At 71.6% G+C, this 25,416-nt stretch carries 23 protein-coding genes; 12 read left to right on the top strand and 11 right to left on the bottom strand.

The window, feature by feature from the left end:
* Positions 1-215: 215 nt before the first annotated feature.
* A complete protein-coding gene (locus ACWDRB_RS30835) occupies positions 216-1,424 on the top strand; it encodes an NAD(P)-dependent malic enzyme (RefSeq protein ID WP_449899479.1) in 1,209 nt (402 codons plus the stop codon).
* Between the two features lie 83 nt (positions 1,425-1,507).
* Here ACWDRB_RS30835 and ACWDRB_RS30830 read toward each other — a convergent pair whose 3' ends face one another.
* Together ACWDRB_RS30830 and ACWDRB_RS30825 are read right to left on the bottom strand one after the other, a co-directional pair.
* Positions 1,508-1,936 (bottom strand): nucleoside deaminase, encoded by a 429-nt coding sequence (locus ACWDRB_RS30830; RefSeq protein ID WP_350728266.1) that lies wholly within the window; start codon positions 1,934-1,936, stop codon positions 1,508-1,510.
* A gap of 54 nt (positions 1,937-1,990) precedes the next feature.
* Positions 1,991-2,848, bottom strand: a complete 858-nt coding sequence (locus ACWDRB_RS30825; protein ID WP_449899477.1) for a DUF4429 domain-containing protein — start codon at positions 2,846-2,848, stop codon at positions 1,991-1,993.
* A gap of 37 nt (positions 2,849-2,885) precedes the next feature.
* Here ACWDRB_RS30825 and ACWDRB_RS30820 point away from each other — a divergent pair, with 37 nt between their 5' ends.
* Positions 2,886-3,473 (top strand): HD domain-containing protein, encoded by a 588-nt coding sequence (locus ACWDRB_RS30820; RefSeq protein WP_449899475.1) that lies wholly within the window; start codon positions 2,886-2,888, stop codon positions 3,471-3,473.
* Here ACWDRB_RS30820 and ACWDRB_RS30815 read toward each other — a convergent pair.
* Positions 3,470-4,180 carry a FadR/GntR family transcriptional regulator gene (locus tag ACWDRB_RS30815; RefSeq protein WP_449899473.1) on the bottom strand — a complete coding sequence of 237 codons (711 nt, stop codon included), beginning with the start codon at positions 4,178-4,180 and terminating at the stop codon, positions 3,470-3,472. The two genes, ACWDRB_RS30820 and ACWDRB_RS30815, sit on opposite strands and share 4 nt — an antisense overlap.
* Before the next feature lie 132 nt (positions 4,181-4,312).
* Between ACWDRB_RS30815 and ACWDRB_RS30810 the strand changes: the two genes are divergently transcribed.
* The 5 genes from ACWDRB_RS30810 to ACWDRB_RS30790 are packed head-to-tail and all read left to right on the top strand — an operon-like array spanning position 4,313 to position 10,736.
* A complete protein-coding gene (locus ACWDRB_RS30810; RefSeq protein WP_449899470.1) occupies positions 4,313-5,917 on the top strand; it encodes an ABC transporter substrate-binding protein in 1,605 nt (534 codons plus the stop codon).
* Positions 5,914-6,873 (top strand): ABC transporter permease, encoded by a 960-nt coding sequence (locus ACWDRB_RS30805; protein ID WP_350728261.1) that lies wholly within the window; start codon positions 5,914-5,916, stop codon positions 6,871-6,873. The genes ACWDRB_RS30810 and ACWDRB_RS30805 overlap by 4 nt, the downstream gene beginning before the upstream one ends.
* Entirely contained in the window at positions 6,870-8,807 is a 1,938-nt protein-coding gene (locus tag ACWDRB_RS30800; RefSeq protein ID WP_449899467.1) for a dipeptide/oligopeptide/nickel ABC transporter permease/ATP-binding protein, read from the top strand. Before ACWDRB_RS30805 ends, ACWDRB_RS30800 begins: the two co-directional genes overlap by 4 nt.
* Positions 8,800-9,834, top strand: coding sequence for an oligopeptide/dipeptide ABC transporter ATP-binding protein (locus tag ACWDRB_RS30795; RefSeq protein WP_449899465.1), 1,035 nt, complete (start codon positions 8,800-8,802; stop codon positions 9,832-9,834). The genes ACWDRB_RS30800 and ACWDRB_RS30795 overlap by 8 nt, the downstream gene beginning before the upstream one ends.
* Positions 9,831-10,736 carry a dihydrodipicolinate synthase family protein gene (locus ACWDRB_RS30790; RefSeq protein WP_449899462.1) on the top strand — a complete coding sequence of 302 codons (906 nt, stop codon included), beginning with the start codon at positions 9,831-9,833 and terminating at the stop codon, positions 10,734-10,736. The genes ACWDRB_RS30795 and ACWDRB_RS30790 overlap by 4 nt, the downstream gene beginning before the upstream one ends.
* A 1-nt stretch (position 10,737) precedes the next feature.
* On the opposite strand, the gene ACWDRB_RS30785 is transcribed toward ACWDRB_RS30790, so the two are convergent.
* Complete coding sequence (locus ACWDRB_RS30785) at positions 10,738-10,995, bottom strand: DUF1876 domain-containing protein (protein ID WP_185067965.1); 258 nt, start codon at positions 10,993-10,995, stop codon at positions 10,738-10,740.
* A 462-nt stretch (positions 10,996-11,457) separates the two neighbouring features.
* Complete coding sequence (locus ACWDRB_RS30780; RefSeq protein ID WP_449899459.1) at positions 11,458-12,558, bottom strand: winged helix DNA-binding domain-containing protein; 1,101 nt, start codon at positions 12,556-12,558, stop codon at positions 11,458-11,460.
* A 98-nt stretch (positions 12,559-12,656) separates the two neighbouring features.
* Here ACWDRB_RS30780 and ACWDRB_RS30775 point away from each other — a divergent pair, with 98 nt between their 5' ends.
* From ACWDRB_RS30775 to ACWDRB_RS30765, 3 genes are read left to right on the top strand one after another with little or no spacing between them, the layout of a single operon-like run.
* Complete coding sequence (locus ACWDRB_RS30775; protein WP_364248214.1) at positions 12,657-13,691, top strand: LacI family DNA-binding transcriptional regulator; 1,035 nt, start codon at positions 12,657-12,659, stop codon at positions 13,689-13,691.
* A gap of 33 nt (positions 13,692-13,724) precedes the next feature.
* The gene (locus tag ACWDRB_RS30770; RefSeq protein ID WP_449899456.1) at positions 13,725-14,726 is read left to right on the top strand and encodes a hydroxyacid dehydrogenase; all 1,002 of its coding nucleotides are present in this window, start codon (positions 13,725-13,727) and stop codon (positions 14,724-14,726) included.
* Positions 14,727-14,784: 58 nt separating this feature from the next.
* Positions 14,785-16,614 carry a protein kinase domain-containing protein gene (locus ACWDRB_RS30765; RefSeq protein WP_449899454.1) on the top strand — a complete coding sequence of 610 codons (1,830 nt, stop codon included), beginning with the start codon at positions 14,785-14,787 and terminating at the stop codon, positions 16,612-16,614.
* Here the strand turns inward: ACWDRB_RS30765 and ACWDRB_RS30760 are convergent.
* The 3 genes from ACWDRB_RS30760 to ACWDRB_RS30750 all read right to left on the bottom strand — a co-directional run bounded on the left by ACWDRB_RS30760 (position 16,611) and on the right by ACWDRB_RS30750 (position 21,093).
* On the bottom strand, positions 16,611-19,910 hold the full coding sequence (locus ACWDRB_RS30760; RefSeq protein WP_449899451.1) for a protein kinase domain-containing protein: 3,300 nt from the start codon (positions 19,908-19,910) through the stop codon (positions 16,611-16,613). The genes ACWDRB_RS30765 and ACWDRB_RS30760 overlap by 4 nt on opposite strands.
* A gap of 106 nt (positions 19,911-20,016) precedes the next feature.
* Complete coding sequence (locus ACWDRB_RS30755) at positions 20,017-20,571, bottom strand: GNAT family N-acetyltransferase (protein ID WP_350728251.1); 555 nt, start codon at positions 20,569-20,571, stop codon at positions 20,017-20,019.
* A 12-nt stretch (positions 20,572-20,583) separates the two neighbouring features.
* A complete protein-coding gene (locus tag ACWDRB_RS30750; protein WP_350728250.1) occupies positions 20,584-21,093 on the bottom strand; it encodes a shikimate kinase in 510 nt (169 codons plus the stop codon).
* Between the two features lie 38 nt (positions 21,094-21,131).
* Here ACWDRB_RS30750 and ACWDRB_RS30745 point away from each other — a divergent pair, with 38 nt between their 5' ends.
* Together ACWDRB_RS30745 and ACWDRB_RS30740 are read left to right on the top strand one after the other, a co-directional pair.
* A complete protein-coding gene (locus ACWDRB_RS30745) occupies positions 21,132-21,413 on the top strand; it encodes a hypothetical protein (protein WP_192787484.1) in 282 nt (93 codons plus the stop codon).
* A gap of 13 nt (positions 21,414-21,426) precedes the next feature.
* Entirely contained in the window at positions 21,427-21,924 is a 498-nt protein-coding gene (locus ACWDRB_RS30740; protein ID WP_449899447.1) for a ChaB family protein, read from the top strand.
* A 96-nt stretch (positions 21,925-22,020) separates the two neighbouring features.
* Here ACWDRB_RS30740 and ACWDRB_RS30735 read toward each other — a convergent pair whose 3' ends face one another.
* The 3 genes from ACWDRB_RS30735 to ACWDRB_RS30725 all read right to left on the bottom strand — a co-directional run bounded on the left by ACWDRB_RS30735 (position 22,021) and on the right by ACWDRB_RS30725 (position 25,221).
* A complete protein-coding gene (locus ACWDRB_RS30735; RefSeq protein WP_397365815.1) occupies positions 22,021-23,850 on the bottom strand; it encodes a transketolase in 1,830 nt (609 codons plus the stop codon).
* An 80-nt stretch (positions 23,851-23,930) separates the two neighbouring features.
* Positions 23,931-24,938 carry an SDR family oxidoreductase gene (locus tag ACWDRB_RS30730; protein WP_449899443.1) on the bottom strand — a complete coding sequence of 336 codons (1,008 nt, stop codon included), beginning with the start codon at positions 24,936-24,938 and terminating at the stop codon, positions 23,931-23,933.
* A 7-nt stretch (positions 24,939-24,945) separates the two neighbouring features.
* On the bottom strand, positions 24,946-25,221 hold the full coding sequence (locus tag ACWDRB_RS30725) for a hypothetical protein (protein WP_449899440.1): 276 nt from the start codon (positions 25,219-25,221) through the stop codon (positions 24,946-24,948).
* Positions 25,222-25,416 lie beyond the last annotated feature (195 nt).

Here is a 25,416-nt window from a genome sequence, read left to right as displayed (position 1 = left end):
GGGGGACATGGGGTAACCGGGAATGGCCGCCCGTGTGACACTCGAGCTGTGTTGTTAATCACATCGACGTAGCGGACGGGGCCGCGCAGAAAGGCATGGACGTCATGAAACGTGCACAGCTCAAAAAGGCGCGCCCGGCGCGTACCACGGTGTGGAACGAGGTGCCTGACTTACGCACCCCGTCCGGCCGGATGCTGCGGTTCTAGGAGCTCCGGATGACGACCGAAATCACCGCGCCGGCCATCAGCCTTGCCACGCTTCTCGACCAGGACCCGGCTTTCCGCCTGCACGAGGGCGGCAAATTGGAGACGCGCCCGTCGGTGCCGGTGCGCGACGCCGGCGACCTGTCGCTCGCGTACACGCCGGGGGTGGCCCGCGTGTGCACGGCCATCGCCGAGCGGCCGGAGCTGGCCGACGACTACACCTGGCGGTCCAACGTGGTCGCCGTGGTCACCGACGGCACCGCCGTGCTCGGGCTCGGCGACATCGGCCCCACCGCGGCCATGCCGGTCATGGAGGGCAAGTCGCTGCTGTTCAAGCAGTTCGGCGGCGTGGACTCGGTGCCCATCTGCCTCGACTGCACGGACGTCGACGAGCTGGTGGAGACGATCGCCCGGATGGCCCCGTCCTTCGGCGGCATCAACCTCGAGGACATCAGCGCCCCGCGCTGCTTCGAGGTGGAGCGCCGGCTCAAGGAGCGGCTGGGCATCCCGGTCTTCCACGACGACCAGCACGGCACGGCGATCGTGGTGCTGGCAGCGCTGCGTAACGCGGCTCGGCTGACCGGGCGGCGGCTGTGGGACCTGCGGGCCGTCGTGGCCGGCGCGGGCGCCTCCGGGCTCGCGGTCACGAGCATGCTGCTCAAGGCCGGCATCTCCGAGGTCATCGTGTCCGACAGCAAAGGTGTGATCCACCAGGGCCGCGGCGACCTCAACACGTACAAGGCCCTGATCGCGACCTGCACGAACCAGTCGGGCCACACCGGCACGACCGAGGAGGCCATGGCCGGGGCGGACGTCTTCATCGGCCTGTCGGGCTCGACGATCAGCGAGCGGGCCATCGCGTCGATGGCGCCGGGCTCCATCGTGTTCGCCCTGTCCAACCCCGAGCCGGAGATCCACCCGGGGATCGCGCTGGAGCACGCCGCCATCGTGGCCACCGGGCGCAGCGACTTCCCCAACCAGATCAACAACGTGCTCGCCTTCCCCGGCGTGTTCAGGGGCGCCCTGTCGGCGCGGGCCGTGGAGATCACCGAGAACATGAAGATGGCCGCCGCGCACGCCCTGTCCGGCGTGATCGAGGAGGAGCTGTCGGCGGAGCGGATCATCCCGGAGCCGTTCGACCCCCGGGTGGTGCCCGCGGTCGCCGCGGCGGTGGCCGACCAGGCCCGCCGCGACGGCGTGGCCCGCCTGCGCGGCCTCTGAGGCGCACCGGCCGGGGCGCCCGGCTCCGCGGTCGCACCGCGGAGGCCGGTCGCGTCCCGGCAGGCCGCTCGTCGCGGGAAGGGTCAGACGTAATAGCCCTCGACGGGTACGCGCGCCTCGTCGTACAGGGCCGGGCCTTCGACGGGCGGGTCCACGAAGGCGCTGCCCGGCGGCTTGAGGCCGTTGAGCTGATCGCCGGACAGCGCGTAGACGACGCGGCCCAGGCCCGAACGGGCGATGGCCCCCGCGCACATCCCGCACGGCTGGCAGCTGGTGTACATGGTGGTCGTGGCCGCGGCCGCGGGGTCGAGCTCGCGGGCGGCCCAGCGGGCCAGCTTCAGCTCCGGGTGCGCGGTGATGTCGCGGTCGGTGAGCGAGCTGTTGCGCTCCTCGACCAGGATCGAGCCGTCCGGGCCCGCCAGCAGCGAGCCGAACGGCGGGTTGCCGCCGGCACGGGCCTCCGCGGCCAGCTCGATGGCGCGGCGCAGGAGCTTCTCTTCGTCGTGGGTCACTCTAAGTCCTCCGATATTGGGCATCTGGCCACATTTTGCCCCGCTCGGGCGGGGTCACGTCTCCTGGAGGCGGCGGATCATGGCCTGCTTGGCCGCCGCGAACTCCTCGTCGGTCAGCACCCCGGACCGGTGCAGCTCCCCGAGCTCCCCCAGGCGGCGCAGGACCGCGTCGTGCACGTCGTCGGAGACGGGCGGGGGAGCCGGCGGCAGCTCGGCCTCCCTCGGGAGCCGGGCCAGCACGGCCGCGGCGACCAGGGCGGTGGTCCCGCCGAAGCGCTGGATGCCCCACGACACGCAGTGGAGGTCCTTCTGCGGCGGCTGCGCGGCCCCCTCGCCCTTGACGCGGAACCGCAGCGTGCCGTAACCCATGCCGGACTGCGGCTTCCACTCCACGCCGGCCACGTCCGTCAGCGGGAACTCCTGCGGCCCGGCCTTCTCCTTCTCCGTGCTCGCGAACCCGGTCCACTCCAGCCGCACCCGCTCCCCGTCGAAGAGCGCGGTGCCGTCGCCCGCCGTGGCCGAGACGGGCACGGAGGGCCCGGCCAGGAGGTAGTCCTCGCAGGCGGCGGTGGGCGTCTGGTAGACGAGCAGGGTGTCGCGGACCTCGTCGGCGAAGTATTCGGCCGCGCCGGCGCGGCTCTTGGGGACGGTCAGCCGGTACGGGTCGGCGGGCGGGCCGAGCAGCCCCGCGACCGCGTCGGAGAGCGGGTCGGCCCCTTTGCGCAGCCGCATCCGCACGTGGCCGCCCTTGCGCGACGGCTCGAAGGCCATGCTCGCGATCGCCTCCAGCGGCACTACGACTTCGCCCAGCGTCCTGCGCAGCTCGTGCACGCCCTTGTCGCTTCCGGGGACGATGCGCAGGAACTCGCCGTTGAACGTCCACGAGCCGTCGGCGACGGCGATCTCGGCCATATTCTCAGCCTAGGACACGCGGGACGAGAGGAGCGGGATGGAGATCTTCACGAGCTGGTCGTCCTGGGCGCAGGCGGAAGGCCGCCTGAGCGAGGCGCTCCCGCCGGGGACCACGGAGTCCCTGCGCGACGCGGTGGCGTTCGCCCGCGCGCAGCACGGGGTGCAGCAGCGGCCGACCGGGCGCCCGTACGTGGAGCATCTGCTCGAGGCGCTGGAGGTGGCCGTGGTCGGCGCCGAGCTGACCGACCGGGACGTGCTCGTGGCGATCGTGCTGCACGACGTGCTGGAGGACACGCCGTGCACCGAGGCGGACATCGCGCGCAGGTACGGCGCCGGCGTGGCCGAGCTCGTACGGTGGGTGACCAAGCCGCGCGGGGTCGTGAAGGTCGACTACCTGAGCACCCTCGTGCAGGCGCCGCTGCACGCGGTGTTCGTGAAGCTGGCCGACCGGGTGAGCAACGTGCAGGAGCTGCAGCGGATGCCGTGGCGGTTCCAGCGGCGCTACTACCTGGAGACCGTGGCCTACATCATGCCGCTGGCCGGCGCCCACCCCTGGTTCGCCCGGTGGTTCGGGGAGTGGCGCACGCGCTGGCATCCCCGCGTGGAGCGGCTCAGCGCGTACTAGCCGCCGATCCTGGCCACGCGGTTGCGCACACCCTCGAAATGGGCGTGCACGGCGGCCACGGCCGCGCCCCGGTCGCCGGCCAGCACGGCCGTGTAGATGTCGCGATGGCGCCTGACCACGTCGCCCGGCGGCTCGTCGGGCGCGCCCAGCTCCTCGCGCAGCTGGTAGTAGACGTCCCAGAACGCCCCCAGGAGCTGGCTCACCAGCGGGTTGCCGAGCGGGCGGTAGAGGAGGTCGTGGAAGAGGCGGTCGGTCTCGGGGGAGACCGGCCCGATCGGCGCCTCGGCCTCCATCCTGGCGATGACGTCGGCGACCGGCGTCAGGTCGGCCTCGGGGCCCAGCTCGATGAGGCGCTCGACGAGGCCGCTCTCCAGGATCTCGCGGATCTCGATCAGGTTGGCCAGGTGGTTCTTGCCGTTCTGCAGCGTGATGCGGCTGTGGAAGGTCAGCTCGTCCACCAGTCCCGCCAGCGACATCCGGCCCACGAACATGCCGAAGCCGTGGCGGATGTCCACGATGCCGACCGCCTGCAGGGCCTTGAGCGCCTCCCTGACCGAGTTGCGGCTGACCCGCAGCTCCTCCATGAGCTCCGACTCGGTCGGCAGGGGGTCCCCGGCCACCAGTCCACGCCGGACGATCAGGTCCTTGACGCCCTCCTGGGCCTCGACGGCACGGCTCGGCCGCGCCGGACGCGGGACTGTGGCCATGAAAATTCCTTTCGCCCTATGTAACATTCCGGAAATCTTCTGTTGACCTCAAGCGGTGGCACCATCTAGCGTCCACGTTACGGCAAAGATAGGACATGGGATGTCCCACGTGCTACGTCCCAGGAGGATTCCGTGAGCTCTGAGTTCAGCCGCCGCGACTTTCTGCGTTACAGCGGGGCTACGGGTGCGGCAGCGTTCGTCGCGGCGACGCTCTCCGCGTGTTCCGGCGGTCCGGCCTCGACCGGATCGGTCGGCGCCGGATCCAACAAGGATCTGATCACCGCCGTCATCGGGTACGGCAACGACCAGAGCTGGGATCCGACGCAGACCGCGTCGGCGTTCGCGATGGCGGGGATCAGTCACATCTACGAGGGCCTGCTCGACACCGACCCGATCACGCGCGAGCCGTACCCGGCCCTGGCCACCGCCCTGCCCACCGACCTGAACGCGACCTCCTGGAAGTTCACGCTCAGGGACGGCGCCAAGTGGCACGACGGCCAGCCGGTCACGGCCGACGACGTGGTCTTCACCTTCGAGCGGATCCTGGGCCCCGACAACGTCCTGACCGGCAACTTCTTCAAGTCCTGGCTCCAGGAGGTGAAGAAGGTCGATGACAGGAATGTCGAGCTGGTCTTCAAGTTCCCCTTCCCTGACGCCGCGCCCAGGCTGACTATCGCCAAGATCATGCCGAAGCACGTGTTCAGCCAGGCGGGCGCGTGGGACAAGGCCAAGAGCGGCATGACGATGGGCTCGGGGCCGTACAAGCAGACCGCGCACAACCCCAAGTCCAACACCACCTTCGAGGCGTTCGACGGCTACAACGGGCCGCGCCCGGCCACGGCCAAGAAGATGAACTGGCTGACGATCGTGGACGCCGCCGCCCGCGTGGCCAAGATCTCCGGTGGCTCGGCCGAGGCGCAGATCGCCGACAACATCCCGTACGCCAACGTCGAGCAGCTCAAGCAGCAGGGCCTGACGGTCGAGGGCGGCAAGGGCATGAACCACATGTTCCTGATGTTCAACACGGGCGCCAAGCCCTTCGACGACGTACGGGTGCGCCAGGCCCTGCACTACGCGATCGACAAGCAGAAGATGATCGACGTGGCGCTCAAGGGCCACGGCACGGCCTCCAGCTCCTTCCTCAACGAGGGCAACCCCGCCTACAAGCGGGCCTCGGTCGTCTACGACTACGACCCCGAGAAGGCCAAGGCGCTGCTGGCCGAGGCCGGGGTCAAGAACCTCACGATCAACCTCATGGCCGTGAACGTGAGCTGGATCGCGGACTGCCTGCCCACCATCGCCGCCTCCTGGGAGGCCATCGGCATCAAGACCACGCTGGAGCCGCAGGACACGGCCGCGTTGTTCGCCAAGATGGACCAGTTCCAGGACTACCAGGTGGTCGCCGCCGCCTCGAACCCCAACCAGTTCGGCATGGACGCCGACCTGATCCTGCACTACAACTACGTGCCCGGCGGCCTGTGGATGAAGTACAGCCACTGGGACGGCACCGCGGACGCCAAGAAGCTGTTCGCGATGATGGACGAGGCCAGCAAGGAAACCGACAAGACCAAGAGGACCGAAGTTATCCACAAATATCTGGATTTTGTGGCTGAGCAGGCCATCCTCTACCCCGTCGTCCACAACGAGCTGATGACCGCCTGGGACCCGAAGAAGCTGTCCGGCATCCGCGCCCAGCCCTACCCCGGCATCAACCTGCTGCAGGCCAAGAGGACATGACGCTCGTCGCCAGGATGCTGCTCCGGCGGCTCCTCATGCTGATCCCGCTGCTGCTCGGCGTGGTCGCGTTCGTGTTCATCGTGATGCGCTTCTCCAACAGCAAGCCGGAGTACGCGTACTTCCAGGGCGCGAACCCGACCCCCGAGCAGATCCACCAGTTCCAGCTCGAGAACGGCCTGCTGGACCCGTTGCCCCTGCGCTATGTCCGCTTCGTCGCGGACCTGGCCCAGGGCGACATGGGCACCAGCGTGCTCACCAAGAAGCCGGTGGTGGAGTCCATCTCGACCGCGCTGCCGCTGACGCTGCAGCTCACGTTCCTGGGCCTGGCCGTCGCGGTGGTGCTGTCGCTGGTGTTCGGCGTCACCGCGGCGCTGTACCGCGACCGCTGGCCGGACCAGGTGATCCGCGTGGTGTCGCTGGTCGGGGTGGCGGCGCCGTCGTTCTGGCTGGCGCTGCTGATGATCCAGTACCTGGCCGTCGGCGAGGGCCTGTTCCCGACGGGCGGCTACATCAACCCGGCCGACTCCACGGCGGGCTGGCTGCAGTCGATGACGCTGCCCGCCCTGTCGCTGTCGCTGCCGATCGCGGCCCAGCTCACCCGCATCATTCGCACCTCGATGGTGGAGGAGCTGGACCGCGACTACGTGCGCACCGCGATCGGCAGCGGCCTGCCGCCGATCGTGGTCGTCGGCAGGAACGTGCTGCGCAACGCCCTGATCACCCCGCTGACCGTGCTCGGCCTGCGCATCGGCTACCTGATCGGCGGCACCGTCGTCATCGAGACCATCTACGGCCTGCCCGGCATGGGCCAGCTCATGATCAACGCCGTGCGCGACGGCGACCCGGCCGTCGTCCAGGGCGTGGTGCTGACCATCGCGGTCGGCTTCATGGTCGTCAACCTGGTCGTGGACGTCCTCTACCTGCTGGTCAACCCTCGCCTCAGGAGCGCCGCATGAGACGTGGACTGACGGAACGGCTGTCCGTGCCGAAGAAGGGGCCGGGCATGACTCTGCGCCGCCTCAAGCCCCTGTCGTGGGTGGCGGTCGGCATCGTGGCCGTGGTCGTGCTGGCCGCGCTGCTGGCGCCGTGGATCGCGCCGCACTCGCCGTACTTCCAGGAGGTCACCGGCGGCGGCCCGTCGGCCGCGCACTGGATGGGCCTCGACAGCGCCAACCGCGACATCCTGTCCAGGCTCCTGTATGGGGCCCGCTGGTCGCTGATCATCGGCCTCGGCGCGACCGCGCTCGCCCTGGTGGCCGGGGCGGTCGTCGGCGCGGTCGCGGCCACCTCGCGCCGGGCCGTGGACGAGACCATCATGCGCCTGCTCGACGTCGTCATGGCCTTCCCCGGCATCGCGCTGGCGGCCGTGCTGGTGGCGGTGTTCGGCGGCAGCATCCCGGTGCTGGTCATGGCCATGGCCTTCCTCTACATGCCGTCCGTGGCCAGGGTCGTGCGGGCCAACGTGATCGCCCAGTACGGCGAGGACTACGTGGCGGCCGAGCGGATCATCGGGGCGCGCACGCCGTACATCGTCGTCAAGCACGTCGCGATCAACTGCGCCGCGCCCGTGCTGGTCTTCTGCACGGTGATGGTGGCCGACGCGATCGTGTTCGAGGCGTCGCTGTCGTTCATCGGCGCCGGCGTGCGCCCGCCGAACCCCTCCTGGGGCAGCGTCATCGCCGACGGCAAGAACCTGGTGCTGCTCGGCGGCTGGTGGGCCACCGTCTTCCCGGGCCTGCTGATCCTGCTGACCGTGCTCGCGCTCAACATCCTCTCGGAGGGCATCTCCGACGCCTGGGCCGCGCCCGCCACCCGCAGGGCTGTCCCGAAGAAGGACGACGCTTTCGAGCGGGCCAGGCCCGGCTCCGGCGAGGTCGTCGAGCTGCCCGGGCTGGCCGAGGCCGCCCGCAGGCTGGCCGAACGCGCCCGCCCGCTCCCGCAGGGGCCGCCGATCCTCTCGGTGGAACGGCTGCGGATCGGGTTCGCGGACGGTGTGGACATCGTGGACGGCATCGGCTTCGAGGTGCACCCGGGCGAGGTGCTCGGCCTGGTCGGCGAGTCGGGCTGCGGCAAGTCGCTGACCGCGCTGACCATCATGGGCCTGCAGCCGCGCAACGCCCGCGTCAGCGGCCATGTCCGCTTCGACCAGCGCGAACTGCTCGCGGAGTCGCGCCGCGCCCGTCGCCGCCTGCTCGGCCACGAGATGGCGATGATCTACCAGGACGCCCTCTCCTCCCTGAACCCGGCCATGACCATCAAGGCCCAGCTCAAGCAGCTCACCCGCCGCGGCGGCCGGCGCACCCCCGCCGAACTGCTCGAACTCGTCGGCCTCGACGCCCGCCGCACCCTGTCCGCGTACCCGCACGAGCTGTCGGGCGGGCAGCGGCAGCGGGTGCTGATCGCGATGGCGCTGTCGCGCGACCCGAAGCTGATCGTCGCCGACGAGCCCACCACCGCGCTCGACGTCACCGTCCAGGCGCAGGTCATCGAGCTGCTGCTGAAGCTGCGCGAGGAGCTGGGGTTCGCGCTGATCCTCGTCTCGCACGACCTCGCGCTGGTCGCCGACGTCACCGACCGCGTGGTCGTCATGTACGGCGGCCAGATCGTCGAGACCGGCGCCACGGCGACCCTGGTCGGCGCGCCCGCCCACCACTACGCCCGCGGCCTGCTGGGCTCGGTGCTGTCGCTGGAGTCGGGCGCCGAGCGGCTCACGCAGATCCCCGGCGTGGTGCCCGCCCCGGCCGACTTCCCGCCCGGCTGCCGGTTCGCCGACCGGTGCCCCATGGCCACGGACGTGTGCCGTACCGAGGCTCCGGTGCTGACGGGGGACACCACGCACGCGGTGGCCTGCCATCATCCGGCGCTCGTAGGAAGTGAGCAGCATGCTTGAGCTGAAGGACGTGCACGTCGTGCACAAGGCCCGCTCGGGCGGCCTGTTCTCGCGCGACCGTGTCCACGCGCTGACCGCGGCGGACCTCACGGTGAGCGCCGGTGAGACGGTCGGGGTCGTGGGGGAGTCGGGCTGCGGCAAGTCCACGCTGGCCAGGGTGCTGGTCGGCCTGCAACAACCCACCCAGGGCAGTGTGACCTTCCGCGGCAAGGACCTGTGGGCGCTGAAGGAGGGCGAGCGGCGCGCGCTGATCGGCTCCAGCGTCGGGATGATCTTCCAGGACCCGTCCACGGCGCTCAACCGGCGCCTGCCCGTCAGGCAGGTGCTGCGCGACCCGCTCAACGTGCACCGACGCGGCACCCCCGCCCAGCGCGACGCCCGCGTACGCGAGCTGCTCGACCTGGTTGGCCTGCCCGCCAGCGCCGCCGACGCGCTGCCCAGCCAGCTCTCCGGCGGGCAGCGCCAGCGTGTGGCCGTGGCCAGGGCGCTCGCGCTCGAACCCGACCTGGTCGTGGCCGACGAGCCCACCAGCGCGCTCGACGTGTCGGTCCGCGCGCAGATCCTCAACCTGCTGCTCGACCTGAAGGAACGGCTCGGGCTCGCGCTGGTGTTCGTCTCGCACGACATCCAGACGGTACGCAGGATGAGCGACCGCGTGGTCACCATGTACCTCGGCAGGATCGTCGAGCAGGCGCCCGCGCGGGCCGTGCCGATGGGCGCCCGCCACCCGTACACGCGGGCCCTGTTCTCCGCGACCCCGGGCCTGATCTCGCCGATCAACCCGATCCCGCTCGTGGGCGTGGTGCCCTCCGCCACCAGACCGCCGAGCGGCTGCCCGTTCCGCACCCGGTGCTGGCGGGCAGACCACCTTTGTGCGGAGGACTGGCCGGCGGCGCGGACCGAAGGCGACCACCTCCGTGCGGAGGACCGGCCCGCGGCGCAGACCGAAGGCGACCACCTCTTCCACTGCCACCACCCGGTGGCGGCGGGAGCAACTGATGTAGAGCTGATCCAGGAGCGCGCATGACTTTGACCGGCGTCATTCCCCCGGTTTGCACCCCGTTGACCCCTGACTACGAGGTGGACGCCGCCTCGCTGGTCCGGTTGGTCGACCACCTGCTGGCAGGGGGCGTGGACGCGCTGTTCGTGCTGGGGTCGTCGTCGGAGGTGGCGTACCTGACGGACGCGCAGCGCCGGGTGGTGCTGGACACCGTGGTCGGCCACGTGGGCGGGCAGGTACCGGTGCTGGCCGGGGTGATCGACATGACGACGCCACGCGTGCTCGAACACGTGCGGGTCGCGGCCGAGGCGGGGGTGTCGGGGCTGGTGGCGACCGCGCCGTTCTACACGCGTACCCATCCGGACGAGATCCGCACCCACTTCCGGACCATCGCCGCGCGGGGCGGGCTGCCGGTCTACGCGTACGACCTGCCGGTTTCCGTGCACACCAAGCTGAGCGCCGAACTCCTGCTCGGGCTGGCCGCCGAGGGCGCGCTGGCCGGAGTGAAGGACTCCAGCGGCGACGACGGCGGCCTGCGCCAGGTCATCCTGGGCCGCGAGGCGCCCTTCAGCGTGCTCACGGGGTCCGAGGTGACCGTGGACTCGGCGCTGTGGATGGGCGCGGACGGTGTGGTGCCCGGGCTGGGCAACGTGGACCCGCAGGGATACGTCGAGCTCTACCAGTGTGCCTCCCGGAGCGACTGGCAGGCGGCAAGAGCGGAGCAGGAGCGCCTGGTCAGGCTGTTCGAGATAGTCCGTGTAGGCGGCTCACGCATGGGCGGCAGCTCGTCGGGCCTCGGAGCCTTCAAAGCCGCGCTTCACCTACGCGGTGTCATCGACTGCCCGATCACCGCGCTCCCGCAGGTTCCGCTCAATGACGACGAGGTAGGCCGGATCGGCAAGCTCCTGGCTGCCGCCGGGCTGCTCTGAACTATGCCGTACCGGCCAGCTGGGCCACGTCGTCCGCGCCGTCCTCGATCAACTTCGAGGCCAGGTTGGACAGGGCCCGCCCAGCGGCCAGCTCGTCCCCGATCCCGGGCACCGGGCGGTCGGTGGGATTGCGTCGGGCGTGCGCCACGCTCTCGTGACGTTTGCCGTCCGCGGTGAACAGCACCGCCGTGGCCGTGGTCACGGCGTCCTCGTCGTCCTCACTGATCCAGATCTGTATGTTCCACTGTTTGTACTCCATGGGAAGACACCTCCCTACCTTCGAGGGTCTCTCTTACGAGCCCAAAGGTAAAGGTCAGGCCCCCGGAACGGCCCTGGTGCCACCCCGGCGGGGGCCTACGCCGGGGTGATGGTCTCCACCCGGCACGAGCCCGGGTGCCCTCCCGGCCGGCTGCTCTGCTCGTCCTGGTGGCCGCGCCGCCCCGGCCGCCCCCGCCGCGCACGCCACCCCCGCCGCCCCGGCTGCGCACGCCGTGCTGAGCCGCTCGGGCGGGCTCCACCACGGCTCTCGTGACTCGGCCGACAAGGTCGCACTCCTGGCATGCGGGCTGACGACTCGCCAAGACTTGATCGCCTGACGAATCGGCGAAGCGGCTTTGAGCGGGGGTTTGGGGGGCCGCACCCCCAATCTCACAGCCTGAGCTCCAATGCGCGAAGCGCTATCCGGCGAAGACCATGCCGTTCCCCCCACTGCACGCCCGTGTCAGGGCTTGGAGGCGCCGTCGGAGACCGTGATTTCGTGTTTGTCGCCCGGCGCCAGGAACTCCAGCAGTCTCCGCGCCTCCTCCTCGACCTCCTCCAGGACCGGGATCGGCATCCACCGGTGGATGGTGAGCGTGGAGGTGCCCTTGGCGCGGGCCACCGTCCAGTCCCCGGCGGTGAAGCCGTCCACCAGGATGACGCGCGGCACCACGTTCGTGCCCATGAAGCCCTGGAGGGCGGTCGCTCCCGTGTCGGAGATGGCCCGGGAGCGGTCGGCGTACGACAGGAACAGGTTGTCGAAGTCGTACATCAGCCGCACCGGCGCCGGGGTGTCCTCGCCGGGCCGTACGGCGTCGGGCAGGTCGTACAGGGTCCGGCCGGCCTCGTCCCTGAAGCGGACCAGGTCGAGCGAGTCCACCACCTCGCCCAGCCGCGTCAGCCCGGACCACGTCTGCACGTCCATCACCGACGCCGGCCCGAACGCGGCGAGATAGCGCCGCACCAGCTCGGCCGGCGTCATCGGCGGCACCTCGAAGCCCAGCCAGGACTCGGCGCTCGTGTGCGCGATGGGCCCGCTCTTGCCCCACACGCCCCTGGGCGGCACCTGTACGAGCGGCACCAGCCACCGCACACCCTGGCCGAGCGCGTGCGGATCGTTCGCCGGCCACCGCTCGGCCAGTTTCCGGCCCAGCTCGGCGAACGTCATGGGCCGCTCCTCCAGCAGCTCCCGCCCGGCCGCCGCCAGCTCGTCCAGGTCGACCCCTTGCCACCGCTTGCCGAACGTCGACGTGGTCATGCGCCCGATGGCGGGCTGCAGCAGCGGCCGGATGGCCAGGCAGTCGCGGGCGGAGACGAGGTGGATCGTGCCGCGCTGCAGCGCGATGCGTACGAGCTCGCGCGAGAGCAGCAGGTCGGCGGCGTCGGCGGGTTTGAAGCCCTCCACCCGGTTCCACAGGCCGGTGTACCAGGTGTGCGGGGTCTGCGCCTGGAGCCCGCCGAGGCGTTCCACGACCTCGACCACGGAGTTGTCGGTGCGGCGCAGCAGGTGCTGGCGGTCGAGCGTGGCCCGGTTGAGCGCCCTGCGGCTGATGAGGGGGTCCATGGGTCAAATGTAGGGGTTAATGAGGTCGATTCCGGTCCTCAATAGTGATTGATCGAACGAAACTCAAACGATCATTTCGAAAGGCATAGGATCGAGGTATGTCCGTCGAGCAGCGCCACCGGCTCATCCTCCGCCAGGTCCGTGACCGCGGCTCGGCCCGGGTGGCCGACCTGGCCGAGGCGCTGGGCGTCTCCGCCGTCACCCTGCGCAGGGACGTCGAGCATCTGGCCGCCCAGGGCCTGCTCACCAGGGTGCACGGCGGCGTCACGCTGCCCGCCGCGGCCCCCGCCCCGCGGGCCGGCGGGCTGACCATAGGCATGCTGGTCCCGACCGCGCACTACTACTACCCGGCCGTGATCAAGGGCGCCCAGGAGCAGGCGGCCAGGGCGGGGGCGCGGCTCGTGCTCGGCATCTCCCGGTACGAGGACGCCGAGGACCGCGCCCAGGTGCGCCAGCTCGTCAAGGGCGGCGCGGAGGGCCTGCTGCTCACCCCGAGCAGGCAGCCCGACGGCTCCCACGTGGAGTGGCTGGCCGGGCTGAGCGTCCCGGCCGTGCTCGTGGAGCGCCGGGCCGAGCCGGCGGGCCCGGCCGCCACGCTCGACGCGGTCGCCTCCGACCACGCCCACGGCGCCTACCTCGCCGTACGCCACCTGGCCGAGCTGGGCCACCGCGGGCTCGCGCTCGTCGCCTTCCCCAGCCCGACCACGCCGGGGATCCGGGCGGGCCTGCTGGCGGGCGCCTCGGCGCTGGGCCTGGACACCCCTGCGGAGATCGTCATCGACCGCGACCGCACCGACGAGCTCGTGGCGGGCGTGCTGCGCCTGGTGCGCGACCGGGGCGTGACGGGCCTGCTCGTGCACAACGACGAGGACGCGCTCACGCTGGTCAGGCACCTGGTCGCGGCGGGTGTGGACATCCCGGGCGAGGTGTCGCTGGTCGCCTACGACGACGAGGTGGCCGCGTTCTGCTCGCCCTCGCTCACCGCCGTGGCGCCGCCCAAGGAGGAGGTCGGGCGCTGCGCGGTGGACCTGCTGATCGCCCGCCTCACCGCAGGAGCGGCCCCGGTCGGCCGCCACGTGGCGCTGCTGCCCGAGCTCAGGCCCCGGGAGTCGTCCGCACCACCTTCGTTATGATCGATTCGATCGTATTGATTGCGGGGGAGCGATATGAGCGAATCACGGCCGAAGACGCTGCTGGCCATGGGTCGACCGGTGGCGGCCCGGCTCTTCACCGGCGAGGTGCGCGACCGCCTGGTCGGCATCGCCGACGTGGACCCCGGCCTGGTGGCCGAGGACTTCGCCGATCCGGCCGTGGCCGAGGCGCTGGCCGGCGCGGAGGTGCTCTACACGAGCTGGTGGTGCCCGCCCGTCACCGGGGACGTGCTGGCCAGGGCGCCCAGGCTGCGCGCGATCGTGCACGCCGCCGGCACCGTGAAGCACCACGTCACCGAGGCGTGCTGGGAGCGCGGCATCGTCGTGTCGTCCGCCGCGGCGGCCAACGCCGAGCCGGTGGCCGAGTTCACGCTGGCCTCGATCCTGTTCGCCAACAAGCGCGTGCTCGACATCGCCGCGCTCTACCGCGAGCAACGGGCGCGGATCGACGCGGACGGCCGCTTCCCCGGGTTCGGCAACTACCGGCGCACGGTCGGCATCGTCGGGGCCTCCAGGATCGGCCGCCGGGTGATCGAGCTGCTGCGGCCGTTCGAGCTCGACGTGCTCGTGGCGGACCCGTACCTGACGGAGGACCTGGGCGTGCCGCACGTCGGGCTGGACGAGCTGATCGAGCGGTGCGACGTGGTCAGCCTGCACGCGCCCTCGCTCCCGGAGACCAGGAACCTCATCGACGCGGCCCGCCTCGCCCGCATGCGCGACGGCGCCACGCTGATCAACACGGCCAGGGGCGCGCTCGTCGACCAGGACGCGCTCGTCGCCGAGCTGGCGAGTGGACGGCTGTACGCGGTGATCGACGTGACCGAGCCCGACCCGCTGCCCACTGACTCGCCCCTCTTCGACCTCCCGAACGTCCTGCTCACCCCGCACATCGCCGGGTCGCTCGGCGGCGAGCTGTCCCGTCTGGCCCACCAGGCGCTCGACGAGCTGTCCAGGTACGCCCAGGGCCTGCCCTTCCGGTACGGCGTCGAAGCGGGGTCGCTGGCGATAAGCGCGTGATGCCCGTACTGCCGGGGTTCGATGGCGCGGGCAGCGGGTCGGCCCTACGCTGCTCTGCATGCACAAACGGGTGATCGACGGCCGCTTCGAGCTCACGGAGCGGCTCGGTGGCGGGGGCATGGGCCTGGTGTGGCGGGCCTGGGACGTGGCCCTGCACCGCGAGGTCGCGCTCAAGGAAGTGCGCACGCGCGAGCCGTCCCTGGATGAGAACGAGCACGACCCGGCGGGCGACCGCGAGCTGCGGGCCAGGGTGCTGCGCGAGGCCCGCGCCCTGGCCAGGCTGAACCACCCGCACGTGGCCACCATCCACCACATCGTCGACCCCGGCGAGCAGGGCTACCCGTGGATCGTCATGGAGCTGGTCACGGGCGGCTCCCTCCAGGACCGCATCCAGCGCGGGCCCATGTCGCCCCAGGAGGTGGCGCGCCTGGGGCGGGAGGTCCTGTCCGCGCTGCGGGCCGCGCACGCCGTCGGCATCCAGCACCGCGACGTCAAACCCGCCAACGTCCTGTTACGCGAGGACGGCCGGTCGGTGCTCACCGACTTCGGCATCGCGGCGGTACGCGAGTCCACGAGCCTGACGGCCACCGGGTCGTTCATCGGCTCGCCCGAGTACATGGCGCCCGAGCGCATCAACGGCGTCGAGGGCGACCCGGCCTCCGACTTCTGGTCGCTCGGCATGATGCTGTACGTGGCGGTGGAGGGCCGGCACCCGCTGCGCAGGAGCACCACGCTGGCGACCCTGGCCGCGGTGCTCAACCAGGAGGTGCCGCCGCCGGAACGCGCCGGGGCGCTCACCCCCGTGCTGAGCGCGCTGCTCAGGCGCGACCCGGCGGGCCGCCCCGACGCCGAGACCCTCGACCGCATGTTGGCCTCGGCGGCCGACCCCGGCGCGGCCCCGCCCCCGATGCCCCCCACCCCCACCCCTGCCCCGGCGATGCCGGGCCCGCACGCCCAGGGCCCCGCCCCGGCGGGCCCCGCGATGGGCCCCGGGATGGGTCACGCGACAGGTCCTGGGATGGGTCACGCGACAGGTCCTGGGATGGGTCACGCGACGGGCCCTGGGATGGGTCACGCGACGGGCCCCGGGCCGCACGCCGCCCACACGGTGCCGCCCATGGCCGGTCGCCCAGGGCCGCCGATGGGCGGGCAGACCATGCCGCCCGGGTACGGGCACGCGCCGCAGCAGCCCCCGTGGGGTCCGGCGCCGATCCCGAAGGCGACCACCGTGCACGGCCGCCGTCGCGGCGGCGGCGGCATCACCGTGGGCATCGTGACGTCGGCTGTCGCGGTCACGGTGGCGGGCGTGCTGGTGTGGCAGCTGATCCCCTCCGCGTCGAGGAGCACCACGAAGAAGGACCCGTCGGTGCGCTCCACCTCGGAGGACTCCTCCGAGGTGGACCGCACCGATCCCGAGTCCCCGCGCGACAGCACGCCGGCCACGCCCGGCAACCTGCACACCCCTGCGGGAATGCGGGCCCTGATCACCAAGATCAAGACCGAGCTCGGCGACACCAAGGTCGTCAGGATGACGGTGTACCCCACGTACGCGTCGATCGAGGCACCGATCAGGCGCGACAAAGAGCTCTATGACACGTACTTCTACCGCGACGGCGAGATCACCCGCTCGAGCGCCGGCGGCAAGGTGAGCACCCCTGTCGTGGACCTGCAGAAGTACAACTGGAACGCCCTCCCCGCCCTGTTGAAGAAGGCGAACAAGGACCTCGGCGTCCCCAAGCCGACCTCGCGCTATCTGATCGTGGACCCCGACTACGCGTTCGCCACGCCGCGCCAGGTGCTGCTCGTCTACGCGTCCGACGAGTATCGCTCGGGCTACCTGGTCGCCAACCTCCAGGGCAAGGTGATCAAGACCTACGCGAGCGACTAGCAGATCTTCTGGTACCCGCTCTCCGGGATCAGCCGGGTCCACTCCGCCTTGCTCAGCGACCCGCCCGCCCTGGCGCACACCGCCTGCGCCGCCAGCCCGGGATCGACCGGGCTCTCGCGTACGGTGCCGTCCGGCGCGACGCCGCGCAGCCGCTTGCCGTCCTGGGTGAAGGCCGGTCCTGCGGCCCACGAACCCGCCTGGCCGACCTCCCGCATCGTGCCCGTGTCCCAGAGCGAGGTACGGGCGGCGTCGATGGCCAGCAGGTCGCCCTCAGGGGAGAAGCGGAGCTCGTCCACCGGGGCCGTCCCCGTCTGGATGGTGCCCCGCGCCTTCCCCTTGCGCAGGTCCCAGAGGAGCACGTGCCCGCCCTCCAGCCCGAACGCCAGCGTGCGCCCGTCCGGCGAGAAGGCGAGCGCGGTCGGCGCCGGCGGGTCCTCGCCGGCGTCGGCGGACCGGTCGAGGACCAGCGGGGTGATCTCGCCGGTGCGCAGGTCGAGGAGCTTGGCGCCGGCGGCCAGCGTCGAGCCGTCGGGGCTGAAGGCCATCGCCAGGTCGCCCGCGCCCTCGTACGCCTTGATGCGCCGCCCCTTGCGCACGTCCCACGTCTCCAGGGTCCGGCCCCGCGCGGTGGCCAGCGTGTCGCCGGCGGGGGAGAGGGCCACGGCGAGCACGTCGCCGCCCGCGTCGATGGCGGCGACCCGGCGGCTGCTGGTCACCTCCCACACGGTCACGGGGTCGCCCGCGACGGCGAGCAGCCGGCCGTCGGCGTCGAAGGCCAGGTCGCCGGCGGCGGCGATGCGGCCGAGCGGCTTGCGCTCCACGGTGTCGGTGAGCTCGATGGAGTCGCCGACCTCCTTGGCGGCGACCCGCCCGTTGCCGGAGAAGGCGGCGGAGGGGGCGTCCTCGGACGGCACGGGCAGCCCCGAGACGTCGAGCGAGACCACGGAGCCGGTGCCGCTCAGGTAGCGCAGCGAGCGGCCGTCGGCGGAGAAGGCCAGGCCGCGCTCGGGGTTTCGGAGGGGGTAGGCGCCCGCGAGGCGGCGTTCGGCGACGTTCCAGACCCGGACCTCGCCGTCGCCCGGCAGCGCGAGCAGGCGTCCGTCGGGGCTGAAGGCGGGCGGGTCGGCCGAGGTGTGCCCCAAGGCGTCGGCCCCGACCACCTCGACGCCGCGGACGGACTCCCGGGCCGTGCGCCCCTCCGCCCGGAACATCTCGGGTGTTCCGGACGCCGTGGGGTTCGGCGTGGTCGCCCGCTTGGAGATGACGGGGCTCGGGGGCCGGGCCGCCACGAGCGTGATCCCGTCGCGTCCGGCCACGGCCAGCGTCGCCCCGTCGGGGCTGAACGCCAGGGCGGGCGCCGCCGCGTCCGCGCCGGTGGGCGGCTGGACCGAGACGGTGCCGGTCTTGGTCCGCCCTGCCAGCTCCCACAGATCGACCCGCCCGCTCAGGCTGGAGAAGGCGGCCCTGGTCCCGTCGGCGGAGAGCGCCACCTGGCGGTCGGCGACGTCGAACAGCAGCCGCCCGCCCCGGTAGACCCTGGTCCTGTTGCCCTGGCCGATCGCGTAGGTGACCGGCTCTAAGGGCGCGCGCCCCGTGGACACCTCGAACGGCCGGCCGTCGGCCGCCTCCGCGAACCTCCCGTCGTCGCTCAGCACGCTCCCCGCAGGCAGTGAGTACGAGCCGAGCCGCTGCCCGTCGGCCAGGTCCCAGACGGCGACCGTACCCGTGCCCCATTTGACCAGTTGGTCGCCGCGCAGCACGTAACGCGCCCGCAGGTCGGCGGCGGGATCGGTGAACACCCCCAGCTCCGGCTGCACCAGCGAGGCCTGCAGCGCCGCCCGCGCCTCGAACACCGGCGACAGCTTCCAGGCCGCCACGCTCAGCCGCATCGCCGTACGCGGATCGGACGACCGCAGCGCCTCCGCCCTGGCGGCCACGGCCCGCGCGTTGGCCTCGACGAGCTGCCCGCGCAGCTGGTTCTGCCCGTGCACGGACACCACGGACAGCGTCACGGCGATGGCCAGCACGGCGGCCAGCGCCGCCAGCGCGGGCGTGAGTAGCCTCCTGCGCTGCTTGGACAGGGTCACGCTGTCGTTGACGAAGTCGCGTTCGAGCTGGTTGAGGCGTAGATGACGGCGCTTGGTCGCGGCCCAGGCGAGCGCCGTGTCGAGCGCCTGGCCCCGGAAGAGGTGGCTCCTGCCGCGCCGGTGCTCCGACCAGTTCCTGGCGGCGTCGCGGATCTCCCGGTGCACGTGCATGCTCTCGCGCTCGTCCTCGACCCAGGCGCGCAGCCGGGGCCAGGCCCGGTAGAGGGCCGCGCTGGCCGGGGCCACCCGCTGGTCGCTGACCGCGACGAGCTTGCCCACGGGCGTCTCGGTCGGGGCCACGCGCACGCTGCGGCGTACCAGGAGACCCGCCTCCATGAGCGGGCCGAGCACGTCGCCCTCGTCGTGCGGGCTGTCGCCGTCGAGCAGGCGCAGCAGCACCCCCGGCACCTCAGCCTGCTGCCGCGGCGTGAGCGCGAGGTAGACCTCCTCGGCCACCTCGCCCAGCGAGCGCGGCCCGGCGTGCCCCTCGGGCGGCCGCACGTCGGCCGGGCTCTCGACCCACAGCTCCGGCGCGGCGGGCCGGTCGGCGGGATCCTTGGCCAGGGCGCGCCCGACCAGCTCGCGCAGCGGCTCCGGCAGCACGCCGAGGTCGGGGTCGACGGTCAGCAGCCGGTGCATGACCCCGCCCAGGCTCGTCCCGCTGAACGGATCGTCCCCGGTGGCCGCGAACAGCACCACGGCGCCCCACGCGAACACGTCGGCCGCGGCCCCCGAGTCGCGCCCGGTCAGGACCTCGGGAGCCGTGTACGTGTACGTGCCGCCGGCCGGCACGCCCAGCTCGATCACCTTGGGCCCGTCGGCGGCCAGCAGCACGCTCTCCGGATTGAGCCCCCGGTGCGTCAGACCCGCCTCGTGCAGCGCGCTCAGCGCCGACGCCAGCGCGCCGGCCAGCGCGACCAGCTCGTCGCCCGCGTAGGGCCCGTGCAGCTCGACCGCGCGCCGCAGGTCAGGTCCGTCCACGTATTCGCTCACCACGTACGGCACGCCCTCGTCGTCGCCGACGGCGACCACCTCCGCCAGATGGGGGCAGGTGACCCGCTCGAACCGGCGACCGACCTGGCCACGCGGCACCGTCACCGCGAAGCGGCGGCCCTCGTCGTCGTAGGCGTCGTAAACCACGCCGCGCCCGCCCGCGCCGAGTCTGGCCGCCGGCCAGAAGCCGCCGAGCCTCTCGGGGTCACCGGGCACCAAGCGCATCGTCACTGATGCTTAGATGCACGCCACTGCCCAATGGTTGTCCCAAAGGACGCCACAGGTCCCCCGCGCGCCTCGGGGGACCCATGCGTCATGATCATTATGCCAGGCTTCCGGATCTTGCCGGCCATTCGCGCCGGAGCACCGACATGAGCACCGCGTCGTGCCATTCGCCGTCCCACAGCAGGGCGTCGCGTTCGACGCCCTCCTCGACGAAGCCGACCTTCTTGTAGACGTGCCGCGCCCGCTCGTTGAAGGCGTAGACGCCCAGCCTGATGCGGTGCAGCGGCGTCGTGGCGAAGGCGTGGTCGAGGACCAGCTCGATGGCCTCGGTGCCGTAGCCCTTGCCGAAGGCGCGCTCGCCGATGAGGGCTATGCGGAGGTTGCAGGCGAGGTTGTGCTGGTCGAGCTCGTTGAGCACGATCTCGCCGACGTATTCGCCGGCGGCCATGATGGCCAGGTCGAGCCGGTCGGCGTGGTCCTTCCTGGTGGCGTACCACTGGTGGGCGGCTCCGCGGTCGATCTCGCCGTGCGAGCCCGTCAGGCGGCCCACCTCAGGGTCGGAGACCAGCTCGAAGAGGCCGTCGACATGCTCCGGGCCGACCGGGCAGAGGGTCACGCGGTCACCCGTCAGGGTGGGCTTCTCGGCGAACATCCCCTTTGGCTATCAGTGCCGATCGCCTTCGGGCAAACCCATTTCCCGCAGCGTCGCGTCCCGCACCTGCTCGGGGGTCAGCTCGCCGACGTCGCACCTCAGGTCCGCGACCTCCCGGAAGAACGGCTCGCGGCGGGCTCGCATGACGGCGGGGCCGTAGTCGGGGCGGTGGCTGCTCGACTTCATCCGCTGGGCCAGCACCTCGTCGGCGGCGTCCACCCAGACCACGAACGCCTTGGCCAGCGCCGCGCGCACCTCGGGGAACTCGACCGTGCTGGCCGCCGCCGCGATGACCTCCGGCTCGCCGGCCAACTGGTGCAGCACGTGGTCGGCCTCGTACCGGTGCAGGGCGTCCGCTCCCTCGCGTTCGGCGATCTGCGCGGCGGTGCCGCCGTAGCGCTCCTGAAGGAACGGATCGCTGTCGCTGAACGGCAGCCCGAGCGCCTGCGCGATCAACCGGCCGGCGCTCGACTTGCCCGAGCCCATGAGCCCGACCAGTACGACTGGTTTGTTTTTCGACATGTGGATAGAGGTTCCTTCGTGTCAAGGAGGTAAATCTGATGACCATCGCCGGAAGCATCATCCTCATCATGCTCGGCGCGATCCTCACCTGGGCCGTCGAGTTCGACCTCGCCGGTCTCGACATCAACGTAGTGGGGGTCATCCTCATGCTCGGCGGCCTCGTCGGACTCCTGTTCGGCATCTACAGGATCAGCGTCACCCGTAGAGCGGTCGGACCCATCGACGAGCCGGTTCACCGTCACGAGGTCTACGAGGAGCCTGAAGCCCGCAGGACCACCGTGTACGAGGAACGCCGCCGCTACGACGAACCACCGCTGTAGGAGGTGAATCGACATGCCAGCTGTTGAAGAGCTGCCGTCGACCATCAAACGTTCGCCGAAGAGGGCACAGAACACGTGGATCAAGGCGCACGACAACGCCGTGAAGGAGTACGGCGAGGGCCGGCGCGCCCACATGACCGCGTTCGCCGCGCTGAAGCGATCCTTCGAGAAGGTCGGCGACCACTGGGAGCCCAAGAAGGGCCCCTCCGACAAGGCGACGATGACCCGGACCGGTAAGGCGACCACGACGCGGACCAGTGGCCGGACCAGTGGCAAGGCCACGATGACCCGGACCGCCAAGGCCGCCACCCGGACCGCCAAGGCCGCGATGACCCGGACGGTCAAGACGGCCGAGGGCGTCGTCGAGGGCGTCAACCTCAACGCCACCAGGGAGTACCTGCAGAAGATGGCCGCCAAGCTCGATGTGCGCGGCCGGTCCAAGATGACCAAGCAGGAGCTGGTGAACGCCATCAGGAGGGCCAACAGGAGGCTGACGGCGAAGGCCCGCTGACGGGAGGTTCCCGCTCAGGGGGCCGCGCCAAGAGGGCCGGGGGCATGTCGCCCCTCGGCCCTCACTCATGTCCGGCACTCATGTCCGGCATATCCATCACAGGAGCCGCTTGACCGCCTCGGCGATCGCGTGGCGGTCGATGCCGGCGTCGGCCAGCTGCTCCTCGGGCGTCGCGGACCCGGGCAGGCCCGTCACGGCCAGCTTCACCACCCGCGGCCCCAGCTCGCTGACCGCGTCCAGCACCGCGTCGCCGAGCCCGCCCTCCAGCCGGTGGTCCTCCACCGTGATCAGGTTGCCCGTGGTGGTGGCCGCCTCGACCAGCGCGGCCGTGTCGACCGGCTTGACCGAGTACAGGTCGATCACCCCCACCGGGATCCCGGCCCCGCTCAGCTCGTCGGCCGCCGCCAGCGCCTCGTGCACGGTCACGCCCGCAGCCACGATGGTGGCCCGGTCGTTGGGCGAGTGCCGCAGCACCCGCGACCCGCCCACGGGGAACCGCTCGTCCGGCGGGTAGATGACCGGCGTCTCCCCGCGCGTGGTGCGCAGGTAGGAGACGCCTTCGACGTCCGCCAGCTCGGCCGTCAGCGCCGCCGCCTGGTTGGCGTCGCACGGGTAGAGCACGGTGCTGCCGTAGACCGCCCGCAGCATCGCCAGGTCCTCCAGGCCCATCTGGGAGGGCCCGTCCTCGCCGATCGCCACCCCCGCGTGCGACCCCACGAGCCGGATCGACGCCCTGCTCACGCCGGCCATCCTGATGAAGTCGTACGCCCTGGTCAGGAACGCCGCGAACGTGACCGCGTACGGCTTCCACCCGCGCACCTGCAGGCCGATGGCGGCGGCCACGAGCTGCTGCTCGGCGATGTACATCTCGAAGAACCGCTCGGGGAACTCCTTCCCGAACGCCTCCGCCCTGGTCGAGTCCGCCACCTCGCCGTCCAGCGCCAGGACGTCCCCGCGGGCCGCGCCGAGCGCCGCCAGCGCCTCCCCGAACGCCGTCCGCGTGGCCGCCTTGTCGCCCACCTTGTACGCGGGCAGGCTCATCGGCCTGGTCTCGAACCGGTACGGCGCCGCCGGGGCCTCGGGCTTGTGCACCTCGACCCGCAGGTCCCGCCGGCCGCCCAGCTCCTCGACGGCCTTGTCCGGGTCCTTGAGCGGCTTGCCGTGGGCCCCTTCACGGTTCTCGACCTCCAGGGCTCCCTCGCCCTTGCGCGTCTTGGCCAGGATCACCGTCGGCCGCCTGCGCGTGTTGCGGGCGTCGCTGAGCGCGTAGTCGATCTGCCCGGGATCGTGCCCGTCGATCTCGATCGTGTGCCATCCGAACGCCCCGAACCTGCGCGCGTAGGCCCCCGTGTCCCATCCGTGCCGGGTGGGCCCGCGCTGGCCGAGGCGGTTCACGTCCACGATCGCGGTCAGGTTGGCCAGCCCCTCGCACCCCGCGTGCTCGGCAGCCTCCCAGATGGACCCCTCGGCGAGCTCGCTGTCCCCGCAGAGCACCCACACCCGGTACGGCATCCGCTCCAGCCGCCCGGCCATGGCCACCCCGACCCCGACCGGCAACCCCTGCCCGAGGGACCCGGTGGCCACGTCCACCCACGGCAGCCGCGGCGTCGGATGCCCCTCCAACCGGCTGCCCCGCCGGCGGAACGTCAGGAGCTCCTTGTCGTCGACGACCCCGGCTGCCTTGAAGAGCGCATAGAGCAGCGGGGACGCGTGCCCCTTCGAGAAGATCAAGTGGTCGTTGGCGGGGTTGTCCGGGTTCTCGAAGTCGTAGTGCAGGTGGCACGCGAAGAGCACGGCCATCAGATCGGCCGCCGACATCGACGAGGTCGGATGGCCGGACCCGGCCTCAGCGGCCGCCCGCACGGAATCGACCCGCAGTTGCGCGGCCAGCTCGGTCAGGTACTGAAGATCGCGCTCAGGCATCATGGCCTCCTCGGAAGCGGTTTCCCGCCGCCTACCCCGCCAGGCCCGCTTAAGTCGGGCCGATCAGGGGGACGGGGCTCGGCTCATCGCCCGCGCAGGCGCAGGGCGGCCCACGCGGCGGCCGCGCCGCCGGCCAGCGCGAGGAGGACCGCGCCGCGGTGCTGGGCCAGCCAGAGCTGGGGGCTGTGGGCGTGGGAGCGCGCGTCGAACGAGCCGTGGGCGCCGTAGTCCACGTCCTCGTCCACCGGCTTCCACAGGTTGGCGACGCCTTCCGGCGGTTTCTCGTCCGTCTGCTGGGACCGCGCGCCGGTCCTGGCCAGATAGCGGTCCACCAGCGCCGGCGCCACGCGCTGGGCCAGGAGGGTGGCGGCCGTGCTGGCCCCCACCCAGTACTCCTTGCGCTCCGGGTGCTCGGCCGCGTGCACGATGGCCCTGGCGGCCACCTCCGGCTGGTAGATCGGGGGGACCGGCTGCGGGTGGCGCCGCAGTTTGGACAGCACCCAGTCGAACTGGGGGGTGTTGACCGCGGGCAGCTGCACCAGCGTGATGTCGATGCCGCTGCGGTCGGCCAGCAACTCCGTGCGGACCGACTCCGTGAACCCCTTGACCGCGTGCTTGGCGCCGCAGTACGCCGACTGCAGCGGGATGCCGCGCTGCGACAGTGCCGAGCCGGTCTGGACGATCGCACCCGCGTTGCGCGGGCTCATGAGGTCCAGGGCCACCTTCGTGCCCCAGACGTAGCCCAGGTACGTCACCGCGGTGGTGCGGGCGTACTCATCTGGGGAAATATCGGTGAATTTGGCGAAGACGGATGAAAATGCGGTGTTGATCCAGACGGAAATGGGCCCCATCTCCGCCTCTATACGCTCGGCCGCCCTCCGCACCTGGTCGTAGTCGGCCATGTCGGCCTCGAATACCTCGCCGGTGCCTCCTTCCACCCCCACGTCCACGGCGGCGGCGCCCAGCCCGGTCGTGCCCCGGGCGATGAGCGCCACCTTCGCACCCTGGTGCCCGAGCTGCCGGACGACCGCTCGCCCGACCCCGCCGCTGGCACCCGTCACCACCACTACGCGCCCTTCAAGTGGTGCCATGTCGCAATCAGCCCGCCTCTCCGTCCTGTCGCAGCTTCTGGCGTCGCACGGCCAATGCGATGTCGACCACCGTCGCCAGGGCCACCACGAGCGCGATCCCTGTCATGACGGGCGCCCCGACGATGATCCCGAGCACCGCGAACGCGAACATGAACACCAGCAGGAACGACCCGATCCTGATGTGCGCCACGTCGCGCGGCGTCGCGGGCACCATGGCATGGCCCCTGCTGTCCCGCTCCTCGTGCCACTTTCCGTTATCCGGTATGTCCCTGTTATCCGACATGCCGCCCACCTGCCCGTTCTGTTTGTCCCTTAACTTCCGGGGTACCCGCCGCCCGTGGATCCGCGGCTGGTCGAGGCGCACGGCCAGGACAGGACGATCGCGGCCGTGCCGGCCGGGCTGGGGCGAACGCCGATTCCGGGCAACTGGCCCTATCGAGCAGGCGGTTATTGACCTTATTCGTGCCGTTTGAGGTGT

The organism is Nonomuraea sp. NPDC003707, assembly GCF_053587055.1.
The sequence above is the reverse complement of the archived record's forward strand: the minus strand, read 5'-3'. Positions and strand labels throughout refer to the sequence as shown.